The organism is Hyalangium sp. (assembly GCF_045802625.1).
Taxonomy (GTDB): domain Bacteria; phylum Myxococcota; class Myxococcia; order Myxococcales; family Myxococcaceae; genus Hyalangium.
The window spans coordinates 107,358-128,164 of sequence record NZ_JBJMQP010000147.1 but is presented as its reverse complement, the minus strand read 5'-3'; the positions used below and the strand labels follow the sequence as shown (position 1 = coordinate 128,164).

19 protein-coding genes are annotated in these 20,807 nt (G+C 68.5%); 3 read left to right on the top strand and 16 right to left on the bottom strand.

Annotated elements, in window-relative coordinates; all coding sequences use genetic code 11:
* The 3 genes from ACJ8AT_RS27140 to lspA (ACJ8AT_RS27130) form a co-directional block, all read right to left on the bottom strand.
* Positions 1-1,005 (bottom strand): prolipoprotein diacylglyceryl transferase (locus ACJ8AT_RS27140; protein WP_407740781.1); only part of this gene is annotated, 1,005 nt, incomplete at its 3' end.
* A gap of 125 nt (positions 1,006-1,130) precedes the next feature.
* Positions 1,131-1,721: a signal peptidase II gene (lspA, locus tag ACJ8AT_RS27135; RefSeq protein WP_407740780.1), complete on the bottom strand. Its 591-nt coding sequence runs from the start codon at positions 1,719-1,721 to the stop codon at positions 1,131-1,133.
* A gap of 32 nt (positions 1,722-1,753) precedes the next feature.
* A complete protein-coding gene (gene lspA, locus ACJ8AT_RS27130) occupies positions 1,754-2,377 on the bottom strand; it encodes a signal peptidase II (RefSeq protein ID WP_407740779.1) in 624 nt (207 codons plus the stop codon).
* A gap of 134 nt (positions 2,378-2,511) precedes the next feature.
* On the opposite strand from lspA (ACJ8AT_RS27130), the gene ACJ8AT_RS27125 reads away from it, so the two are divergent.
* On the top strand, positions 2,512-2,889 hold the full coding sequence (locus ACJ8AT_RS27125; RefSeq protein WP_407740778.1) for an FAM210A/B-like domain-containing protein: 378 nt from the start codon (positions 2,512-2,514) through the stop codon (positions 2,887-2,889).
* Here the strand turns inward: ACJ8AT_RS27125 and ACJ8AT_RS27120 are convergent, their stop codons facing one another.
* The gene (locus ACJ8AT_RS27120) at positions 2,890-6,156 is read right to left on the bottom strand and encodes a lamin tail domain-containing protein (protein WP_407740777.1); all 3,267 of its coding nucleotides are present in this window, start codon (positions 6,154-6,156) and stop codon (positions 2,890-2,892) included.
* A 259-nt stretch (positions 6,157-6,415) separates the two neighbouring features.
* On the opposite strand from ACJ8AT_RS27120, the gene ACJ8AT_RS27115 reads away from it, so the two are divergent.
* Positions 6,416-7,174, top strand: a complete 759-nt coding sequence (locus ACJ8AT_RS27115; protein WP_407740776.1) for a Mut7-C RNAse domain-containing protein — start codon at positions 6,416-6,418, stop codon at positions 7,172-7,174.
* A 4-nt stretch (positions 7,175-7,178) separates the two neighbouring features.
* Here ACJ8AT_RS27115 and ileS read toward each other — a convergent pair whose 3' ends face one another.
* The 7 genes from ileS to ACJ8AT_RS27080 form a co-directional block, all read right to left on the bottom strand.
* On the bottom strand, positions 7,179-10,076 hold the full coding sequence (gene ileS / locus ACJ8AT_RS27110) for an isoleucine--tRNA ligase (protein WP_407740775.1): 2,898 nt from the start codon (positions 10,074-10,076) through the stop codon (positions 7,179-7,181).
* 1 nt (position 10,077) lies between these two features.
* On the bottom strand, positions 10,078-11,244 hold the full coding sequence (locus ACJ8AT_RS27105; RefSeq protein WP_407740774.1) for a serine hydrolase: 1,167 nt from the start codon (positions 11,242-11,244) through the stop codon (positions 10,078-10,080).
* A gap of 38 nt (positions 11,245-11,282) precedes the next feature.
* Positions 11,283-12,023, bottom strand: coding sequence for a hypothetical protein (locus tag ACJ8AT_RS27100; RefSeq protein WP_407740773.1), 741 nt, complete (start codon positions 12,021-12,023; stop codon positions 11,283-11,285).
* The gene (locus ACJ8AT_RS27095) at positions 12,020-12,943 is read right to left on the bottom strand and encodes a hypothetical protein (RefSeq protein WP_407740772.1); all 924 of its coding nucleotides are present in this window, start codon (positions 12,941-12,943) and stop codon (positions 12,020-12,022) included. Before ACJ8AT_RS27095 ends, ACJ8AT_RS27100 begins: the two co-directional genes overlap by 4 nt.
* 11 nt (positions 12,944-12,954) lie before the next feature.
* The gene (locus tag ACJ8AT_RS27090) at positions 12,955-14,523 is read right to left on the bottom strand and encodes a pilus assembly protein TadG-related protein (RefSeq protein WP_407740771.1); all 1,569 of its coding nucleotides are present in this window, start codon (positions 14,521-14,523) and stop codon (positions 12,955-12,957) included.
* Positions 14,524-14,536: 13 nt separating this feature from the next.
* Positions 14,537-15,202 carry a TadE/TadG family type IV pilus assembly protein gene (locus ACJ8AT_RS27085; protein ID WP_407740770.1) on the bottom strand — a complete coding sequence of 222 codons (666 nt, stop codon included), beginning with the start codon at positions 15,200-15,202 and terminating at the stop codon, positions 14,537-14,539.
* A gap of 197 nt (positions 15,203-15,399) precedes the next feature.
* Positions 15,400-15,738, bottom strand: a complete 339-nt coding sequence (locus tag ACJ8AT_RS27080) for a hypothetical protein (RefSeq protein WP_407740769.1) — start codon at positions 15,736-15,738, stop codon at positions 15,400-15,402.
* Between the two features lie 158 nt (positions 15,739-15,896).
* On the opposite strand from ACJ8AT_RS27080, the gene ACJ8AT_RS27075 reads away from it, so the two are divergent.
* Complete coding sequence (locus ACJ8AT_RS27075) at positions 15,897-16,178, top strand: hypothetical protein (RefSeq protein WP_407740768.1); 282 nt, start codon at positions 15,897-15,899, stop codon at positions 16,176-16,178.
* A 28-nt stretch (positions 16,179-16,206) separates the two neighbouring features.
* Here the strand turns inward: ACJ8AT_RS27075 and ACJ8AT_RS27070 are convergent, their stop codons facing one another.
* The 5 genes from ACJ8AT_RS27070 to ACJ8AT_RS27050 form a co-directional block, all read right to left on the bottom strand.
* A complete protein-coding gene (locus tag ACJ8AT_RS27070; protein WP_407740767.1) occupies positions 16,207-16,515 on the bottom strand; it encodes a hypothetical protein in 309 nt (102 codons plus the stop codon).
* 74 nt (positions 16,516-16,589) lie between these two features.
* Positions 16,590-17,384 carry a hypothetical protein gene (locus ACJ8AT_RS27065; RefSeq protein ID WP_407740766.1) on the bottom strand — a complete coding sequence of 265 codons (795 nt, stop codon included), beginning with the start codon at positions 17,382-17,384 and terminating at the stop codon, positions 16,590-16,592.
* Positions 17,381-18,352 carry a pilus assembly protein gene (locus ACJ8AT_RS27060; protein ID WP_407740765.1) on the bottom strand — a complete coding sequence of 324 codons (972 nt, stop codon included), beginning with the start codon at positions 18,350-18,352 and terminating at the stop codon, positions 17,381-17,383. Before ACJ8AT_RS27060 ends, ACJ8AT_RS27065 begins: the two co-directional genes overlap by 4 nt.
* Before the next feature lies 1 nt (position 18,353).
* Entirely contained in the window at positions 18,354-19,979 is a 1,626-nt protein-coding gene (locus ACJ8AT_RS27055; RefSeq protein ID WP_407740764.1) for a pilus assembly protein, read from the bottom strand.
* On the bottom strand, positions 19,976-20,755 hold the full coding sequence (locus ACJ8AT_RS27050; RefSeq protein WP_407740763.1) for a TadE/TadG family type IV pilus assembly protein: 780 nt from the start codon (positions 20,753-20,755) through the stop codon (positions 19,976-19,978). Before ACJ8AT_RS27050 ends, ACJ8AT_RS27055 begins: the two co-directional genes overlap by 4 nt.
* Positions 20,756-20,807: the final 52 nt, after the last annotated feature.

Here is a 20,807-nt window from a genome sequence, read left to right as displayed (position 1 = left end):
GCGAAGGAAGAGCAGGCTGGCGAAGATGAGGACCTGGCCCACGGACTCGAACAGCTGCGTGGGGTGCACCGGGAGCGTGGTGCCGTGCTGCGCCGCCCACTCGGAGATACGCACCGCGCCGGGGGCCGCCTGCTGGAGTATTTCCCCGGTGGCCTCGATGACGTAGCGCGGATCGTTCGCCTGGGAGCTGAAGGCGGTGCTGCCCGTGCCGGTGAGGTGGCCGAATAGATCCTTCGCCACGCCGCTGCCTGGAAAGCGCACGGCCAGGTGCGCGTGGCTCCCGGCCGGCCCGCCCCAGCAGCACCCCGCCGAGAAGCACCCCAGCCGCCCCAGCGCCTGCCCCAGCGACACCGTGGGGATGGCCAGGTCCGCCAGCCGCAGGAACTCCATGCCGTGCACGCGGGCGAAGCCGTACGCCGCCACGGCCGCGCCGATGAGGCCGCCGTAGAAGACCAGGCCGCCGCCCAGGGAGAAGATGCTCGACAGGTCCCTCGCGTAGTCCTTCCAGTTGACGATGATGAAGAGGATGCGGCTGCCCACCAGCCCGCCCACGAGCACCCAGAAGCCCAGGTCCAACACCTGCTCGCGCCGCCGAGGCCCCTCGGTGTCCACGAAGCCCTGGCCGTCCACCCACACCACCTTGCGCCACTCCTGCTGGGCCAGCCGCGCCGCCACCGTCACCGCGCAGAAGAAGCCCGTGGCCAGCAGCACGCCGTAGGTGTGCACCGGAATGCCCTCGCCCTTGCCGCCGGGGAAGGCGCTCGAGGGCAGCGCGTACTTGAGGCCGAAGAAGGCCAGCACCGCGCCGCCCACGCCATAGAGCGCCGCGCGCTGCAGCTGCTCCGCCTGCTTCACCGGAGCCCGCGCGCCCTGCTCCGTCTGCGCGCCTTGCGCCCCGCGCCAGCCGTTCCAGGCGATGTAGCCCACCACCCCGAGCGCCACGGCGTACAGGAGCAGCTGGGACCAGAGAGACTCGAAGGTGAGGCGGAGGAGAATGGGAAGCATGAAGCCCTGCCAGAGAGGACGATGGCGCCAAGCCTACCCGCTCGCGCGGCCGGACAACGCCAGGAGCGCGGCGGCTGTTCCCGTCCGCTCCCCGAGGAGGCACACGGGCGCCCGCGCCGCGCCGCCTACTCCCGCTTCTCCTTCCGCACGAAGGCGTCGAGGATGAGCATGCCCACGCCCACGCAGATGGCCATGTCCGCCACGTTGAACGAGGGCCAGTAGGCCTGGTCCTTCCAGTGCGCCTGGATGAAGTCCACCACGAAGCCGCGCGCCAGCCGATCAATGTAGTTGCCCAGCGCGCCGCCGAGCACCAGGCACAGCCCCCACAGCGCCCACCGCTCGGCGGGGTTCGTCCCCGAGAGCTTGGAGAAGTAATAGCCGATGAGCACCACCGCGCCGAGGCTGACCACGTGGAACAGGGGCCCGCGCATGTTCTGCGGCAGGTTGCGGAACAGACCCCAGGCGGCGCCCGGGTTCTCCTCGTAGCGCAGGCGCAGGTAGCCCTCGAGCAGCTCCACTGAGCGCTTCGAGCGGTAGTGGCGCCCATCCATGCCCAGCGGAGGCGGCTCGCCGTACATCGCGCCCAGGCGCTCGCCCGTCGAGCCCACGCCGTCAAAGCGCGTGGTGAGCTCGCCCACCACGGTGTACTTGGACCACTGATCGAGCGCGATGACGCCCAGGCTGATGACGATGAGGAAGAGGTATTTGCGCGGCACGGGGGCGGCTTACACCACAAGCCCCCCACCCGTCACGGATTGGGACTCTCGGTCAGCGCCGGGGTGGCTGGCTCCAGGCGCCGCACGCGCAGCGAGTCCACCAACATCAGCGCCACCCCCACGCAGATGGCCGAGTCCGCCACGTTGAAGGTGGGCCAGCGCAGGCCGGGCTGGTTGCGCCAATGCCAGTCGATGAAGTCGATGACGTAGCCGCGCACCAGCCGGTCCAGGAAGTTGCCCAGCGCGCCGCCCGCCACCAGCGCCAGCGCCCCGCGCACCATGCGCTGCCCGGCGTCCAGCCGCACGTACATGGCGAAGATGAAGGCCAGGGCCGCCAGGCTCACGACTTGGAAGAAGGCGCGGCGGGCCGCCTCTGGCAGGTTGGCGAACAGGCCCCAGGCGGCGCCCGGGTTCTCCACGTAGCGGAAGTGCCAGTAGTCCTCGATGAAGCGGTAGGGCCGGGTGGCGTGGTAGCGCCCGCCCTCGGTGGGCGGCTGGTTGTCCAGGTTCTGCTCGGAGAAGAAGCCTCTCACCCGCGCCAGCCCCGTGCGCCCATCCAGCGCGTCCGTGAGGTTCGACACCGCCAGGTATTTGGTCACCTGATCAGCAACCAGGACGCTGAGGGCCACGAGGACGAGCAGGCGCAGGTTCTTCATCGTAGCCAGACCTCTAACTCGCTCTCCGAATCCTGACAACCCGGAGAAAGCGTGACCCGCGTGCTTGCCCGCCTCGATTTCACGCCGGTGAGCGTTTCGGGCATGGTGGGGCCATGCCGCCTGTTGAGCCCCCCGTGGAAAAGACTACCTCGACCGACACCGCCCCCTCCCAGGCCGTTGCCAAGCCCTCGTTGAAGGCGCGCTTCACCACGCTCTTCAATGACTATGGCGCGGTGGCCATCGGGGTGTACTTCGCCATCTTCGCCCTGTGCATCGCGGGGTTCGCCATCGCCCTGCGCACGGGGCTGGACACCCAGGCGCTCGGCGAGCGGTTGGGCGTCCACCTCGACGGAGCGGGCGGGACGGCGGGGACGCTGTTCGCGGCCTGGCTGCTGACCAAGGCGATCCAGGTGCCCCGCATCTTCGCCACGCTCGTGCTGACGCCCCTGGTGGGGCGCCTGCCCTTCATCGCCCGGCTCCTGCACCAGCGACGGCAGGAGCCGAAGCACTGATCAGAACGCCGTGCCGTCCGCCCGGACTCCGGGCGATGACATCTTGCTCGACACCACCGAGGTATGCAGGACGAAGGGGGCGCCGCTGGTGGCGTCCGGACTCCGGTTGGCCGACACGCCGGCCGTCGAGGTCAGCGACGCGTCAAACGTGGCGAAGTCCACCGTCCCCGTGGAGCTCATCACCGTCACGGTCTCGGTGGTGTTGTTGGACAGGCCGAGGGCGCCCGTCGATGCGGGGACCGCGTTGGTCAGCCCTGGCGGAATCCCCGAGGCCGCGCCGAAGACCACGATGGCCTTGCCCGCAGCCAGCGTCGTGCCATTGGCGAAGGTGTGCCGCACCAGCTTGGCGTCCGAGATCGTCCACCCGGAGATGTCCACCGCGGTGCCGCTGGGGTTGAGCAGCTCCACGAACTCGGTGTTCACGTTGGAGGCCTCGTGGATGAGCACCTCGTTGATGAACACGCTGCCGCCCCCGCTGCTGGATGCGGTGATGGTGAAGACCCCATCGCTCGTGTCGCTGACGGTGGCGTCGGACGTGTCCGTCACCCGCACCTGGGCGATCATGCTGGCGATGTTCGGCACCGTCCACGCGAAGCTGCCCAGCGAGGCCGACGTGCTCGAGATGATGGGCGTCCAGGTGCTGCCATCCAGCGTGTACTCCAGCTTCACGCTCGTCACGCCCGTGGACATCCAGGAGACGGTCTGGCTGCTGTTGCCGGCCCAGCTCTCACCGCCGTTGGGCGAGAGCAGCGTGAGGCTCGAGAAGACGATGGAGAAGGGCGCGTCGCTCGTATCGCTGACGCTGGGGTTGGACGCATCGCTCACCCGCACCAGGGCGGTGTTGGTGGTGCTGCTCGGCACCGTCCAGGTGTAGCTGCCCGAAGCCGCCGGCGTGCTCGAGACGATGGTCGTCCAGGAGGTGCCATCCAGCGTGTACTCCAGCTTCACGTCCGTCACCCCCGAGGACACCCAGGTGATGAAGTGGGTGCTGCCCGCCGCCCAGCTCTCACCGCCGTTGGGCGAGCCCATGAAGACACCCGGAGGGACGATGGTGAAGGGCACGTTGCTCGTGTCACTGACGGTGGGGTTGGACGCATCGCTCACCCGCACCTGAGCGGCGTTGGTGGGGCTGTTCGGCACCGTCCAGGCGTAGCTGCCCGACACCGCCGGCGTGCTCGAGGTGATCGTCGTCCAGGTGGTGCCGTCCAGCGTGTACTCCAGCTTCACGTCCGTCACGCCCGTGAACGTCCAGGTGATGTTGTGGACGCTGCCCGCCACCCAGGTCTCACCGTCGTTGGGCGACTTCACCGTGATGCTCGGGGGCACGGGGCCTCCTCCGGGGATGAGGAAGTCCCGGATGACGGCCATGTGCTGCATGTTGGTGGCGGCGCTGTCGGACTGCTGCGCGGGGGAGATGTCCGAGATGGGCGAGTAGACGCGGGTGTCCACCACCAGGCCCGCGGAGAACGTGCTCGAGCCCATCACCGTGGGCACCTGGTACGGGCGCAGATCTCCGTCGATGATCACGTGATCGTACGGCTTGTTGCGGTTCGCGTTGGTATTGCTGTTGCCGTTGCCATCCACCGGGTAGGGGCTGTTCTCGGAGGCCACCGAGGAGAAGGTGCTGAGGCAGGGCTCGGTGCGGGTGTCGGTGTTGAAGTCACCGCCGATGGCCAGGTAGTCCGTCGAGGGCACGTTGGCGTTGATGAAGTTGACCAGGTTGGTCGCCTCGGTGTTGCGCACGGTCGCGTTGGCGGTGAGCAGGTGCACGCTCACCACCCAGAGATCCTTCGGTCCCGGCACGTCGATGCGCGCCCACGCGAAGGCGCGGTTGCTCACCTGCGTGTCCACCCAATCGCCCGAGGCGATGATGGGCCAGCGGCTGATGACACCATTCGGAATCTGGTACGTCGTACCCGGCGCCCGGTAGTACGAGAAGCTCGGGCCGAACGCGGTGTCGACGAAGCTGCGGATGTCCGCCGCCGAGTTGGTCCTGTAGTTGAACTCCTGGATCATCGCCACGTCGGGGTGGGTGCCCTGGAAGATGCGGATGCCCTCGCCCGGGTCGTAGCTCTGGCCATTGCCGCTGGTGATGTTGGCGGCCATGAGGCGAATGGGCGTGCTGCCCGGAGTGCCGCCGTCCGTGCCGCCGTCCGTGCTCGTGCCTCCGTCGAAGCCAGCATCGCCTGGGAAGCCGCCGTCCGTGCCACCGTCCACCACGGGGCCGGCGTCCGTACCGCCGTCGATTGCAGGACCCGCGTCCGTGGCAGGCCCCGCATCCACCACAGGACCGGCGTCCATGCCGCCGTCGATCGCAGGACCCGCGTCCGGAGCAGACCCGCCGTCAACGGCAGGGCCCGCATCCACATCCGAGCCCGCATCCGTGGCAGGACCCGCATCCACGCTCGGGCCCGCATCCACGCTCGGACCCGCGTCAACCTCAGGACCGGCATCCACGCTCGGACCGGCATCCACGCTCGGACCCGCGTCAACCTCAGGACCGGCATCCACGCTCGGACCGGCATCCACGCTCGGACCCGCGTCAACCTCAGGGCCGGCATCCACGCTCGGACCGGCGTCTACGCTCGGGCCCGCATCCACGCTCGGACCGGCGTCCGCACTCGGGCCCGCGTCAACCTCAGGACCGGCATCCACGCTCGGACCCGCATCCGCACTCGGACCCGCATCCGCACTCGGACCCGCATCCGCACTCGGGCCCGCATCCGCACTCGGGCCGGGGCCCGTGTCGGGCCCCGCGTCCGTGACACCGCCCCCATCCATCTCCGAGCCCGCATCGCTCAGGGAGCCCGCGTCCGTGCTGGCGCCCCCGTCCGTCTTGGGGCCCGCATCCGTCGCGCCAGAACCCGCGTCAGTGCCCCCATCTTGAGAGCCCGTTCCACCATCCAGCGATGGACCGTCAGTCGTACCCCCGTCCCCGCTGCCCCCATCCAGCCAGTCACACTGATCCTTCGGCAGGCAGTAGCCACCCGACCCGCCGTCCTCGCTCCCGCCGCAGCACGCGCCTCCCAGGTCCGCGCACGCGGGCGTCGCCTCACAGGGGCGCACGCAGAGGTAGCGATCGTGTACGTCGATGTACCGGCATTGCTCGTCGGGAGCGCACGCGCCGGCATCCTGCGCATTGCACTCGACCCACGCCCCACCGTCCGGAAGCGGCGGCACCGGCGGCACGGAGTCAGGCCCGCAGGCCTGCACCATGAACAACAGTGCCAACCCCGCCCCCAGGAGGCACAAGAGCATCTTCTTCATGAAGCGACCGATTCCTTGCTGCCGGGGGGAGCGGACCCATCGGTCAGCGCCGGCACGTGAACGATCCGAAGATTACACGAAACTCATAGTTCGGTTGAGGCCCCTCCAGGGCGAAAAGCGCGACTGCTCGCCCTCTGCGACCCGGCGTGAATCACCCATCGGCCCGCGATGGCCTGGAGGCAAGGGTGGACAGCCTCCCGGGGCGGGAGCTTAGCGTGCACCTCGTGAGCCATCCGGCATGTGTGGGAGTCCGGCATCCATGAGTCCGAAGCAGGTGCGAGTGCGCCTCTATGGTGCGCTGAACGACTTCCTCCCGCCCGAGCGGCGTGGCGCTGAGTTCCTCCACACCTTCGCCGGAACGCCCTCGGTGAAGGATCTGCTCGAGTCGCTCGGCCCGCCCCACCCCGAGGTGGAGGTCATCCTCGTGGATGGCGAGGCCGTGGACTTCTCACACCGGGTGGAGGACGGCTCGCGCGTGGCGGCCTACCCCGCGTTCCACTCGCTCGACGTGGCGCCCGTCACCCGAGTGGGGCTCCCGCTGCCCGCCGAGCCCCGCTTCGCGCTCGATGTGGGGCTGGGGCGGCTGTCGGGCTTCCTGCGCATGCTCGGCTTCGACACTTCATGGCGCAATGACTTCGCGGACGACGAGCTGGCGCGCCTGTCCCGGGAAGAGGAGCGCGTGGTGCTCACGCGGGACTTGGGGCTGCTCAAGCGCTCCGAGGTCCAGCACGGCTACTACCCGCGCAGCTCGGATCCCGCGCACCAGTTGGTGGAGGTGGTGCGCCGCTACCAGCTCACCTCGCGGATGCGCCCGTTCACCCGCTGTCTGGCCTGCAACGCCTCGCTCGCGGCGGCCGAGAAGGGCGAGGTGCTCGACCGCATCCCCGAGGGCGTGGCCGCCACTCACTCGCGTTTCCAGCAGTGTCCCGAGTGCCGGCGCGTCTACTGGCCCGGCACGCACCACCAGCGCATGCAGGCCCTGGTGGACAAGCTGCGCGAGCTGGAGCACGAAGCCTGAAGGTTCAGCCCAGGGCCTCGCGGCACTTAGGGCAGACCTCGCTCCCCTGCTCCACTTCCTCGGAGTAGACCCAGCAACGGGGACACTTCGCTCCCCTCGCTGGCAGCACCTCCGCCGTCACCGTGGTCCCCTCGCCCAAGGCCTGCGCCACCGACAGCGGCCGAGCCTTCGGCCCGGGCTGCTCGGCCAGCTCCACCTGGCTCACGATGAACAGCGTGGGCAGCTCCGCGAGGTTCGCCTGGAGGAACTCGCGCGCCGTGCCACTCGCCGTGAGCACCACCCGCGCCTCCAGCGACGCGCCGATGAGCTTCTCCCGCCGAGCCTCCTCCAGCACCCCCTGCACCGCGCTTCGCACCGCGAACAGCTTCGCGTAGCGCTCCGCCAGCGTCGGCTCCAGCGCTCCCGCGGGCTCGGGGAAGTCCGATAGGAAGACGCTCTCGGCCGGCCGGCCAGGGAGCTGCTGCCAGGCCTCCTCCGCCGTGAAGCTCATCACCGGCGCCAGCAGCCGCAGCAGCGCGGAGGCCACCTCGTGCATCACCGTCTGCGCGCTGCGCCGCGCCCGCCCCGCCGCCCTCGCCGTGTAGAGCCGGTCCTTCAGGATGTCGAAGTACACCGCCGACAAGTCCGCCGCGCAGAAGTCCACCACCGTCGCGTAGACGAGGTGGAACTCGTAGGCCTCATAGGCCCGGCGTACTTTCGCCACCACCTCCGCCAACCGTCCGCGAGCCCACGCGTCCAGCGGCACCCACTCCGAGGCCGGCACTGAGTCTCTCGCCGGGTCGAAGTCGAAGAGGTTGCCCAGCGCGTAGCGCAGCGTGTTGCGGATCTTCGCGTAGCCCTGGCTCAAGCCCTGGAGGATCTGATCCGACAGGCGCACGTCATTGCGGTAGTCGCTGGCGGCCACCCACAGCCGAAGCACCTCCGCGCCGTACTTCTCGATGATCTTCTGCGGGGCGATGACGTTGCCCCGGCTCTTGGACATCTTCTCGCCCTGCCCGTCCACCACGAAGCCGTGCGTGAGACAGGCCCGGTAGGGCGACATGTCCCGAGTGCCCACCGCCACCAGCATGGACGAGTGGAACCAGCCCCGGTGCTGATCACTCCCCTCCAGGAACAGGTCCGCCGGGATGCGCTGGCGCCGCTCCAGCACCGCCGAGAACATGCACGCCGAGTCGAACCACACGTCCAGGATGTCCGTCTCGCGCCGGAACTCGCTCCCGCCGCACGAGGCGCACCGGGCCTGCACGCCCAGGAACTCCCTCACCGGCGTGCGGTACCACACGCCCACGCCTTCCTTCTCCACCGCCGCGGCCACGCGCTCCATCAACTCCGGAGAGATGACGGCCTCCCCGCAGCCTTCGCAGTAGGCGATGGGGATGGGGACGCCCCAGGTCCGCTGCCGGCTGATGCACCAGTCCGGCCGGCCCTCCAGCATGCCGCGGATGCGGCTGCGTCCCCACTCGGGCACCCACTGCACCCGGTCCACCTCGTCCAGCACCTGCTGGCGGAAGGTCTTCTCCCCCGCGAGCGGCTTGTCCATGGGGATGAACCACTGCGATGTCGCCGCGAGGATGACCGGGTTGCGGCAGCGCCAGCAGTGCGGATAGCTGTGCTCCACCTTGTCCGTCTTCGAGTTCAGCAGCGCGCCGCGCTCGGCCAGCAGCTCGATGATGACGGGGTTGGCGTCGAACACCCGCAGGCCCTTGAGCCCCGCGCCCACGCTGTCATCGTAGCGGCCGTCGGCGCGCACCGGGTTGTAGATGTCCAGCCCGTACTTCAGGCCAACCTCGTAGTCCTCCTGGCCGTGCCCTGGCGCCGTGTGCACCAGCCCCGAGCCCGCATCGAGCGTCACGTGCTCGCCCAGCACCACCCGCCCCGTCCGCTCCAGGAACGGGTGCTGGTAGGTGAGGTGCTCCAGGTCCGAGCCGCTCGCGTAGGCGAGCACCTTCCTCAAGTCATCGAACGCCACCGTCTCCACGTCCCCGCCCGGCAGCTTCGCGTTCTTCATCACCAGCTCGTCCGCCTTCACCTCCGCGAGCACCTTGGCCAGCAGCTCCTTGGCCACGCAGAGCACGCGCCCGCCCGCCTCGTAGAAGACGTACTCGAAGTCCGCGTTCACCGCGATGGCCAGGTTGGCCGGCAGCGTCCACGGCGTCGTGGTCCAGATGACGAAGAAGACCTCGCGCCCCTTGAGCGCTGAGAAGCGCTCCGCCAGCTCCGGCCCCGCCCGGAAGGCCACGTACACCGAGGGGCTGGTGTGCGGCTCGTACTCCACCTCCGCCTCGGCCAGCGCCGTCTGATCATTCAGGCACCAGTACACCGGCTTCTTGCGCCGGTAGAGCATGCCCCGCCGTGCGAAGGTGGCCAGCTCGCGCAGCTCCTGCGCCTCGTAGGCGAAGTCCAGCGTGCGGTACGGAGCCTCCCAGCTCCCGAACACCCCCAGCCGCTGGAACTCGGCCCTCTGGATGTCGATGAACTCCAGCGCGTACTGGCGGCAGCGCTCCAGGAACTCGTCCCGAGCCAGGGTGCGCTTGTCGATCTTCTGCTCCTTCAGCCGCTTCTCCACCGCCTGCTCAATGGGCAGCCCGTGCGTGTCCCAGCCGGGGATGAAGTCGCACCGCCGCCCGGACAGGTTGCGCGACTTCACCACCAGGTCCTTGAGCACCTTGTTGAGCGCGTGCCCCGCGTGCAGGTGGCCGTTGGCGTACGGCGGGCCATCCGGCAGCACGAAGGGCTCGGCGCTCGCGTTCTTCTCCAGCAGCCGGGCCCAGATGCGGCGCTCGGCCCACCACTCCAGCATCCGCGGCTCGAGCTTCGCGAGGTTCCCTTTGATGGGGAACTCCGTGCGCGGCAGGTTCAGCGTGTCCTTGTAGTCCTTGGGGGGCGCGCCAGCGTCGCTCATGTCAGTCGCAATCGGTGGGGACGGGCGCTGACTCCGGCAGTCCGAACGTGGCCGGATCCAGCGTGCCCTGGGCATCGTGGCACGAGAGCGTCCCGTCCTTCGAGACGGCCCGGTACAGCACGCACGAGGCGCGCTCGACGAAGGGGGCCTGCTTGCGCCAGTAGTCCTTGGCGTGGCGGGCGAGCACCGCCACCGCGTACCGGTCTCCCCCAGGCACCTGGACGATGCCGATCTCCGTCAGCGTGTTGTATTTGCTCTCATCCGAGCAGCACCCCGGAGGCAGCCACCCCGCCTTGTGCATGAGCGAGGCGCGAGCGGGCTCGGGCAGCAGCGCCCCCATCCACCCGCCACAGCCCGTGCGAGGCGTGAGCGTCAGCCAGTGGCGCAGCGTCTCGGTGTCCTTGGCGCCGAACAGCTGGCCCTTGTCCAGCCGCGAGAGGAAGTCCACCACGTCGGCGGCGGTGAAGTAGTTGTCGTCGCCCAGCTCCTGGGGCGAGTTCGTCGCCTTGCGCGGCTTGCCGAAGCCCCACGAGGTGAGCGCGGTGTGCTTCAGCTCCAGCTCGCGGTAGTAGTCATTCACCGCGTCCGGACCGATAAGATCAATCACGGCCCCGGACTCCATGTTGTCCGAGTGGCGGAAGATGGCCTCGGCGTGCGGCGCCACCTTCGCGGCCCCCACGCGCTTCATGGCCGCGGCCACCCAGAGCACCTTCGCCGAGCTGGCCGAGACATGCGGCTCCTCGTCATTCACGCCCCCGTACTCGCCCGTCTTCAGGTTGCGCACGGCGATGGCCACGTCCGAGCCGGGAGAGAGCACCGCCGCCTCGGAGGACAGCTGGGTCACCGCCTCCAGCAGCGTGGCGGGCAGCTCGGGCGCCTGCACGGGCTGGAGCTGATCCGCGCGGGCCTCGCCCTGCTGCCCCGCGTAGGTGACTCGGAAGCGGCCCTTGCCGGCGGCCGCGTCCACGCGGATCCGCGCCCCCGAGGGCACCTTCACCGCGGCCCCCTTCTTCGGCCGCAGCGCCAACCCCGCCGGGTCCTTCACCTGGGCATAGCTGCCCGGCGCCCAGGCCTGGGTTGGCGCCGTCACCAGCGCGTCCTCCGCCCGTGCCACCGCTCCGGCGCCAAGCAGACCCAGCACCCCGCACAGCACGAGGTTCCGCCACAACGCGGGCTTCCAGCAGAGAAGACTCAAGGGGTGCTCACTCAGTCGGTATGGGGATTCTTGATGAACTCTTCCGCCGAGCCGATGCGGCTGACGACGAGCACGGACAGCTCGCCGTTCGGCAGGGGCTTGGCCAGGACCTCGATGAGCTCCCGGTCCTTGGAGTAGAGCCCCGGGCGCTCTTCCTTGAAGCCCGCCTGAGCCATCGCCTTGGAATAGAAGGCGTTCAGCTCCTGCGGCGTCGCGCGGGTGACGTAGCCCAGCGTGCGCCCCACCTCGACGTTGCTGGTGATGAGATCATGCGCGCCCGGGTACACGGGCGCGAACGCCGTGTCGCTCGGCGGCTTCGCCAGCCCCATGTTGGAGGTGCCCAGCAGCACCTTCGTCGTCTTCCCATCCCGGTTGACGCGCATGATGACGGTGTAGACGAGCTGCCGCTCCACATCCATCGCCGTCAGCGTGGCCGCCCCGTGGACGATGAGCTGATCCTTGGGCGGGGGCAGATAGAAGCCCGCCTCGGTGAACTGCTTGAGGAAGTGGTTGAAGAGCTCGGGCGGCATCCACGTGGAGTCCACCGCGTTCAGCTTCATGGGGATGCCCTGGGCCTCCATCGTGCCGGCCACATCCACGTGCGCCACCATGCCCGGCACGTTCCACTCGAAGGGGTGCGGCTTCGGCTTCGGCGCGGAGGCCTTCGTGTCCGCGGTGGAGGAGGCCGGAGCCTCCGCCCCGGCGGCCCATGGCGCTCCGAGCAGGAGCACCACGGCGAGCAGCCTTTTCACTTGATGACGTCCTTGATGCCGAGGAAGCGGTTCGGGTTGGGGCGCGTCTGGAACGCGGGGTTGCGGCTGCCGTTCACCACGTTGGTGATCCAGTTCGCCGGATCACTGTCGCCACCCGACATGCCCGGGTCCGGGCCCTTGTCGTAGCTCATCCAGAACTTGCCCTCGTCCCCGCCCGGCGCGGCCCCAACGATGGCCGTCGCCATGGCCCGGCCCGCCCCTCCACCGCCGTACGCCTGGTCGTAGACCTTCTCCACCAGATCATGGAACGGCTGGTTGGTGCAGCCCTGGAGCAGGCAGTCCGCGTTCTCGTTCGCTGCGCCCGACAAGCCCCAGTCATCCAGCATCATGACGATCTTGCTCTTGTTGCAGTTGCCGTTCTCGGCCCGGCCAATGGAGCAGAACGTGAGCTTGTTGAGGCTCGGCGGGTAGTTGGCCGTCTTGAAGAAGCCCTCGGGGCCCTTGTCCACGAAGCGCTTGGGGAAGTTGATGGCCTCGAACTGGGCCGAGGCATAGCAGCCCATGCCGCCCTCGCCCCCGCCGTAGGCCGTGAGGTTGTTCTGCGTCGTGTCCCCGATGTCCTCCTGGGAGCAGTTGACCTTGAGGTTCCCGGCGCCCGTGAACACCAGCGAGATACTGCCGCTCTTCTTGCCGTTCGTCCGTCCGTCGAAGGCGGCGTACAGCCCCTCGGCGTTGGGCCCGGCGTTCTTGATGGCCTTCTGGCGAGGCGAGTAGTCGTTGGGGTGCTTGTGCATCAGCTCGGCCGTGGTGTCCCACATGGCCGAGGCCGCCGCCTCGTGCACCTTGGGCGCCAGGTAGCCCATCTCCGCCAGGTGGATGCCCCACACGAGGATGGAGACGAACACCAGGATGCCCAGGGCCGCCTCCACGACGGCCTGCCCGCGCGGGGCGGGACGCATGTGCCGGTTCATCACTGCCACCCCCTGAAGCCGCCGTTGTCCAGCGCCTTCGCCGCCTGCTCCGCGAGCGGATCCGCGTTGCCCACGGCCTTGATCACATCATCCTTGCCCGTCGCGTCCACGTCCGGGACCACCAGCGTGGCGCGCCAGAACGGGTTCATGAAGTTGGGCGGCTCGGCCCAGTCTCCGCCGCGGTGGTAGTAGGCCAGGCCCGTGGCCGCCGCCGTCTGCTTCATGTTCGAGCTGCCGCCCACCGCGATGCCCCGGTTGTCGAACTTGGAGTTCGAGGAGGGGGTGAACTTGAACTTGAAGTTGAGGATGTACGGCTCGGGCTGCCCGTCGATGCGCCCGTCGTAGTCCCGCTGGATGATCGAGAAGACCTTCGGCTGGCCGTGGATGTCCTGCACGTCCTGGGCCTTGTCCGTGTTGTAGTCGATGACGATGGGCCAGTTGCCGCCGGCGATGTCGCCGATGAGCGTGTGGCTGATGTCCGCCTGGTTGATGCAGACACCATCGGTCCAGATGTGCCGGTCCGGGTTGCTGTTGAGGTTGGCCAGCACGTCGGCCATCACGCTCTGCGGCGGGATGGCGATGGCGCACCCGCCGAACGTCCCGGCGAAGCTCACGTTGCCGTCATCATCCGAGTGCGCCGCGCCCGGGTTGGCCTGCTGGCCGTGGCGCGGCCCATCGAACTGATCCGAGCGGTACGAGGCGCCCGTGCCGGTGTAGAGCGCGGCGCCATACCCGGAGAGGATCTGGTTGAGCTTGGCGGTGATCAGCATGGCGCCGCCGGCGCGGCCGGTGGTGAAGCCGTCCCCGCGGCTGCCCATGTAGATCTCATACTGGTGCATGATGCTGTTGTCGCCGCTGTTGGCCGAGCCCGCGCCCGGGGGCATCGGATCGCACGCCACGCCCGTCTTGCAGTCGCGAGACAGCTCCCGGAAGTTGTTGTCGTCCGCCGCGGAGGGGTGCGCGGTCATCTTCCACGGGCTCAGCGGCTGCGCCTGGGCGACGATGTCACCGGCCATCTTCTGATTCTTGATCAGGTCCTCGAGCTTCTTGTAGTTCTGCGAGAAGTCGCTGTCCTGCATCACCGCCTGGATGCTGTTGAGGTTGCGCACCAGGCTCGAGGCCGCCTTGTCCACCGGGCTCCACTTGCCCTGGATGGTGGCGGACTCCGCATTGAGGGCGGCCAGCCACAGGTCCAGCTCCGCCTGCGCCACGGGGATCTGCACGGGGGTGCAGGTGAGGGGGATCTCCGCCTGGGCCCAGATGTACCCGCTGTTCTTCAGCGCGTTGATCGAGCCCCAGTACGCCGAGGTCCAGCTGATATAGGCCTGCGTGGCGGACTGGGCCACCAGCAGGCTCCACTCGGTGCGGTTCATCACCGCCATCACGTTGAAGATGCGCGCGGAGGCCACCGCGTCGCTGTAGGCGGCCGCGTCCGCGATCGTCTGCAGCTCCATGCGCTCGCGCACGCGCAGGCCGAACGACACGGTCAACGTCACCATCAACGCCAGCAGCAGCAGCGTGAGGGAGAACAGCACCAGGGTCTGTCCACGAGGGCGGGGGGCTTTCATAGCCGGGAGCTCACTAGTCACAGCGCTGCGAGGTGAAGTTCTCCGGCTTGGCCGGAGTCATCATCCGCATGGAGTAGCTGGTCGCAATGGGGAAGACGTATTCCTTCTGGGAACGGTTGGCGTACTCGCCGCGGATCAGCCCCTCCATGGTGTTCTTGCCCGCCACCCAGTCGGCGTTCTTCTCTGCCTCCAGGAGCGGGTTGGACGCGGTGTAGTCCTCAATGGCGAACTCGGCCCGGAACATCTTGGTCATCACCCAGTTCGCGAAGGGGATCTGCATGGGGTACCAGTAGACCAGCCGCATCTCCAGCCGCATGGGGCCGCCGCCCTGGTCGAAGTCCACGTCCTCGCCGCCGCCGATGTTGGTGGGGTTCTCGCGGATCAGCCAGATCATCTTGTCGGTGAAGTTGGGCAGCCCCGCCGCGGCGTAGTCGTTGTCCTTGAACTTCTTGAAGGCGCTGCCCAGCCGGGCCGGGCTGTCCGTGCGCGTCACGGTGGGCAGCAGCGCGGCGATGGCGGCGTGCTTCATTCGCTCGCAGTTGCCCTGGCTCACACTCCCGGCGCGCGTGGCGCGGAACGCCGCATACTGTGTCATGATGCGAGCGTGCAGCATGAGGAACAGCTGCAGCGTGCCCAGCACCAGGAAGACCACCATCGGCAGCGTGATCGCGGACTCCACGGCCGCTTGACCGGACTCACCTCGCCTGGGCTTGTGGACACGGGAAACCATTTGTTCTCAACGGTAACACCGCCCTCCAGGGGGGCCTATCCGTCGACTGGCCGCACACCCGGATCATCAAGCCTACATCCACACACCCCGAGCCTCCCTCTCCCCTTCGCGGGGATATGGAAGCCGCGCTGGCCAGGGGCGGGCCTCTAGCGGTGGTGCTTGCTCTTGGGGTGGTCCGTCTTGGACTTGCCGCTACAGTCCTTGTCGCACCGGGCGTACTCATGCTCGAAGTGGTCGGAGCAGATCTGGGCACAGGCCTGGTAGTCGTCCCGCTTGCTCTTCTTGCTGGGGCTGGGGCACTTCTTCATGCACACCTGGGTCTGCTTGCTCAGGGAGCCCGCGCACTGGGCCTGACACGCGTCGGGCCCCTTGGGCGCCTTGGACCCCTTGGGCGCCGCGGCGAAGCCCGGCAGGGCCAGCAGACAGGTGATCAGCGCCAGCCTCCTGCCCCATTGATGGGCCCTCGTCTTGCGGTCTCCAGGCATCAGCCATTCCTTCCGAACGCGGCGGGCGCATCCCGGCATCAGGCGATCGTCCAAGCGCGAGGATACAGGAGCCCCTGGCCCGCGAGAATGGAGTCCGAGCCAGAGAGGCTCTACATTCCGTCCGCTCACGAGGGGAAACACCCCATCTGGAGGAACGCATGAAGGGCCTGCCCGCGCTGCTGATCCTGTCGCTGTCCGCGCTGGCCTGGGCGGGGGCCGCCGGGCCCCGCACCGGCAAGAGCCGCAAGGACGACTCCACGCCGCTCACCCAGGACAAGTTCGACACCAGCCCCGAGAAGTTCACATGCCTGGAGCACTGCCAGAAGCCCATCCTGGACTGCATGTCCCACTGCAACAACAAGGCGGCCTGCGCGGATCAGTGCCATGGGGAGCAGCTCGCCCAGTGCCCCGAGTCCTGCGGCATGGTGAAGAAGAAGTAGCGCGGCGGGCCTGAAGCCCGCGAGCCCCTCAGCGGCCGTGGTGCTTGCCGCCGCTCTGCTCACAGCGCTCGTAGCAGGTGTCGGTGTTGAGGTTCGACCCGCAGCGCTGGGAGCACGCCTGGAACGCCTCCATCTTGCCCGAGCGGGGCTTCGGGCAGCTCTGCATGCAGCTGCGCATCTTGTCCTGGTTGTTCTCGTTGCAGTGCTGCATGCAGCTGGACTCCGGGCTCTTGGACTGCTTCTTTCGATGCGCGGCCTCCGCGCCCCCCGCGGCCAGCGCCACCGCCAGCAGCGCCCACAGCCCACAGCGGGTGAGTGTCTTCCGTGTCGAGTGCATCCGTCCTGCTCCGTGTCGGGGCCCCAGCTCGGGCCGCCAGCGTGAACTGCGAGGTTGCCGGGCCGAGGCGGGGCTCAGGGCGCGCGGGGCGCCTCTGCTCCTCCCAGGCGGTGCGTGAGGCTGACCGACAGCTTCCCCTCCTGGCTCTGGGGGTAGACGCCGATCGTCTCCGAGCCGCGGCGGAACTGGCCCGGCTCGTCCTCCACGAAGCCGGCCTGCTTCAGCGCCTCGCGGTAGAAGCCCATCACCTGCTCCGCCGAGGAGGACACGGAGAGCACGGCGCTCTGGCCACCCTCCAGGTCCGTGCGCATCAGCAGCCGCGCGTTGGGAGGCAGGGGCGCCCAGCCCAGATCCGTGCCCTTCCACGGCGTGTAGTGCGAGAGATCCGACGTGCCCAAAATGAGCGTCACGGTGTTGTCCGGGTTGGGCTGGAAGATGACCGTGTAGGACACCATCCGCTCTGGATCCAACGCGGTGAGCTGCGGCTCGCGCATGGCCTGCACCTGCTCGCGATCCGGTGGAATGAAGAACCCGGCCTTCTGGAAGGAGTTGGCGAAGTGCTGGAGCAGCACCTCCACCGGCTCCTTCGAGAGCGCCATCTGCAGGGTGATGGGCACGCCGTCGGACACCTGCACCCCGGCCGAGTCCACCCACTGGAGCAGCCCCGGCACATCCCAATGGAACGGAGGCCGCGGGGTAGCAGCGGCGGGAGCAGCCGGCTTGGCGGGCGCGGGCTTTGCGGCGGCCTCGGGCTTCGCCGCGGCGGGCTTCTTCTGCGCGGACTTGGCCGGGCCCGCGGCGGCAGACTCCCCATTGCCCGCCACCGCGGCGGTGGCAAGGAGCACCGCCGGCAGCAACCACCTGCTCACGGGCAGGACTTTCCGAGGAAGCAACTGTCCCTCTGGAAGTAGGCGATGGTGTAGGGGATGCCGCTGATGCCGCCGGGCACCAGGCCCGGAGAGGTGGGCCAGAGCTTCCAGCCCTCGCTGGGCAGCGGCTGGACCATGCCGGTCTCCTCGCCCATGGCGCTCATCCAGAAGGCGTTCTCTCCCCCGAAGAAGAAGGGAAAGGGCATCGCGCCGACGACGCTCTGCGCCAGGCTGCTGCCGGCCACGCCCAGGCCCAGGCCGGAGGTGAGGTGCACGCTGGCCGCCATCTCCCAGTACTTGGTGTTCAGGCACGGACCGGGGAAGTCGGGGATGAGCGGGCACATGCGGCTCTCCGTACTGCCAGACAGGCCCCAGTCATCCAGCATCGTCGTGAGCTGCCCCGGACAGCCTCCTCCCGAGGCGCGACCAATGCCGCACACGTGGATGGGCGTGGGCGTGTAGTGCTTCTTCTTGAAGAAGCCCTGGTTGGCGTCCTCCAGGAAGTCGGTGGGCACCCGCACGGCGGTGATGTCCGCCGAGGACAGGCACGTCATTCCCCCGTTGTCGCTGTAGGCCAGGTCGGTGAAGAAGCTGGGGCCAAAGCCAGGACCGCCGCCGGTGCGGCAGCTCACCGTCATGCCCGTGGCCCGGGTGAAGGCCTGGGTGAGCGTGCCGCTGCCGGTGCTCGAGCGGCGGCTGTCGAAGTCCTTGTACCGCTCGTCGGCCTTCTGCCCGGCCTGGCTGGCCGCGCTGGTGGCCGGGGAATCATCGTTCGGCCAGTCGTGCAGCTTGTAGCCGGTGGCATCCAACATCGCCGAGTGCGAGGCCTCGGTCACCTTCAGCGAGATGTAGCCCACCTCCGCGAAGTGGATGGCGAAGATCAGCACGGTGATGAGGATGAGGATGCCCAGGGACAGCTCCACCAGGGCCTGGCCTCGGGTGCGGCGCGAAGCAGGGGTGCGTGCCATCTCACGGCCCTCCCTTGTAGCCATGATCCTTCAGGGCCTGGAAGGCATCCCCGGCCCAGCCCGCGCCCGCGCTGCCGAGCGACTTCTTCACGTCATCCGGCCCGCTCTTGTCCACGTCGAAGGGCACCAGGGTTGCGCGCCAGTAGGGGTTGAGCAGGTTGGGCGGCTCCGTCCAGTGGCCATGGCGGTGGTAGTAGGCGATGCCGGTGGACAGGGCCGTCTGCTTGCTGATGTCCAGGTTGCCGTTCTGCGGCCCCAGCTGGATGCCTCGCGCGTCGAACTGCGAGTTGGCCGAGTCCGAGGTGTTGGTGAAGCGGAACTGGAAGAACAGCGCCCAGGGATCCGGGTTGCCGAGCCGCGCCGCATAGTCGCGTGTGATGACGGCGTGGTTCTTGGGCTGGCCCCAGAGGTTGCCGCCGCCCGTCACGAGGTTGGCGGGGTTGTAGTCCACGAACATGGGCCAGATGCCCGGGCAGTCCGCGACGCACGCCCCCAGGGTGTGGCGCTCCTGCTCCTCGGACTCGCCCCCGGGGCTCCAGATGTGCTCGTCCGTGTCGTCGCCGCTGTCGGTGGACTTCAGCGTGGAGCTGGCACCGGAGAAGCCCACGGTGGTGGGCGGGCAGGGGGACTCTCCGCGGTTGAAGGTGACGACGTTGCCCACGCCCTCGGGGTGATCGTCCGCCCAGGAGAACGCGCCGCTGGGGAACAGCTTCCCGTGGTTGGGAGAGCTGGCGAAGTAGGCGCTGCCCATATTCGTGACGACCACGGTGTCGCGCTGGGGAAGCTTCTTCTGGAGCTGCGCGGTGAGGACCTCCGCGCCCATGGTGCGCTGCGTGGTGAAGGAGAACCCGCGGCTGCCCATGGCGGCATAGATGTGGTGCGAGTTGAAGGGGTTGACCGGCAGCGCCGCTCCGCCCAGGCCGCTGAGGAAGGGCAGCCCCACCGCCTCATCCATGGACACCCCGTCCGCGCCGCCCGGCGCGCTCCACTCGCTGGGCCAGGCGCTGCCCGCCTTGGCCTTGTCCACGATGTCGTTGGCCACCGACTGCCCCCCCAGCTTGCTGCGGAGCCGGAAGTAGCGCTCGAGCTGCGCGCCGTAGAGCGTCACCGCCGCCAGCTGCAGGTTGCGCACCTGGTCGGCCGCGTTCTTGTCGAGGTTCTCCCAGTTGGACTTGAGCTGCTGCTGGTACTGGTCCAGCTTGTCCCGCGCGTCGGCGATGTCCTTGATGGCCTTGGTGGCGCACTTGCACTCGGCCGTGCAGGGCGAGTACGGGATGCAGCAGGCCAGCGCGATGAGATCATACGGGATCTGCGCGATCGTATAGGACGAGCGCGCCGCCTCGACCTGGGCCCGGTAGTAGCTGCTCCAGCTGATGAGGCTCTGGACAGCGGCCATGGACACCATCTTGCCGATCTGCCCGCGGCTCATCAGGGCCACTTCGTTGAAGACGCGGGCGGTGACGACGGCGTTGCTGTAGGCCGCCGCGTCCGCCACCGCGTCCAGCTCCATCTTCTCCTTCACCTTGGTGCTGATGGAGAGCGTCATCAGCACCAGCAGCGTCATGAGCAGCAGCGTGAGTGCGAAGAGCACCAGCGTCTGTCCGCGGTAACGAGCATCCGTCCTCATAGCGTCTCCGGAGCCGGGGGGCAGTTCTGGGTGGTGAAGTAGCGGTTCTGCGCGGGCGTCATCATCCGCAGCGAGGCCGAGGCGTGGATGGGGATGACGTACTGCTGGCTGGCCACCCGGCCGAGCAGCTCGCCCTGGATGGCGCTCTCCAGCGTCATGGTGTTCACGGAGCTGGCCGTCCAGTTCGCCTTCTGCGTCTCCATCAGCGGGTTCTGGGCCGTGTAGCTCATGTAACCCCAGTACGAGAGCATCATCCGGCTGATCACCCAGTTGGCGAAGGGGATCTTCAGCGGGAACCAGAACACCAGCCGCGTCTCCAGCCGCATCGCGTCGTTCTGGCCCGCGGAGCGGGGCTCGTCGAACTCCTTGTCCTCGTTGGGGACGATGCCCCTGAGCGGAGACTCGCGGATGATCCAGACGATGGAGCCGTTATGGCCCTCGTCCCAGCCGGCGTTGTACGCGTTGCCCTTGCGCAGCTCGAACGCCTGGCCGAGCTTGTCCGCCGGCGAGCCGCTCAGCCCGTTGCCCAGGTAGCTGTGGAAGGTGGGCAGCAGGGCCAGGATGGCGGCGTGCGTCATCGCCTGGCAGTCGCCATGGCGCACGCTGCCGGCCCGCGTGGCGCGGAAGGCCGCGTACTCCGCCATGACGCGCGCCTGCAGCATCAGGAAGAGCTGGAGAACGCCCAGGATGAGGAACACCGTCAGGGGCAGCGTCAGCGCGGCCTCCACCGCCGCCTGCCCAGCCTCGCGTCCTCGTCTGATCCTCAGGGTACTCATCGGCAAGCTAGGAGGTATCGGGTATTTCGCGGTTGCATGACCATCCGTCATC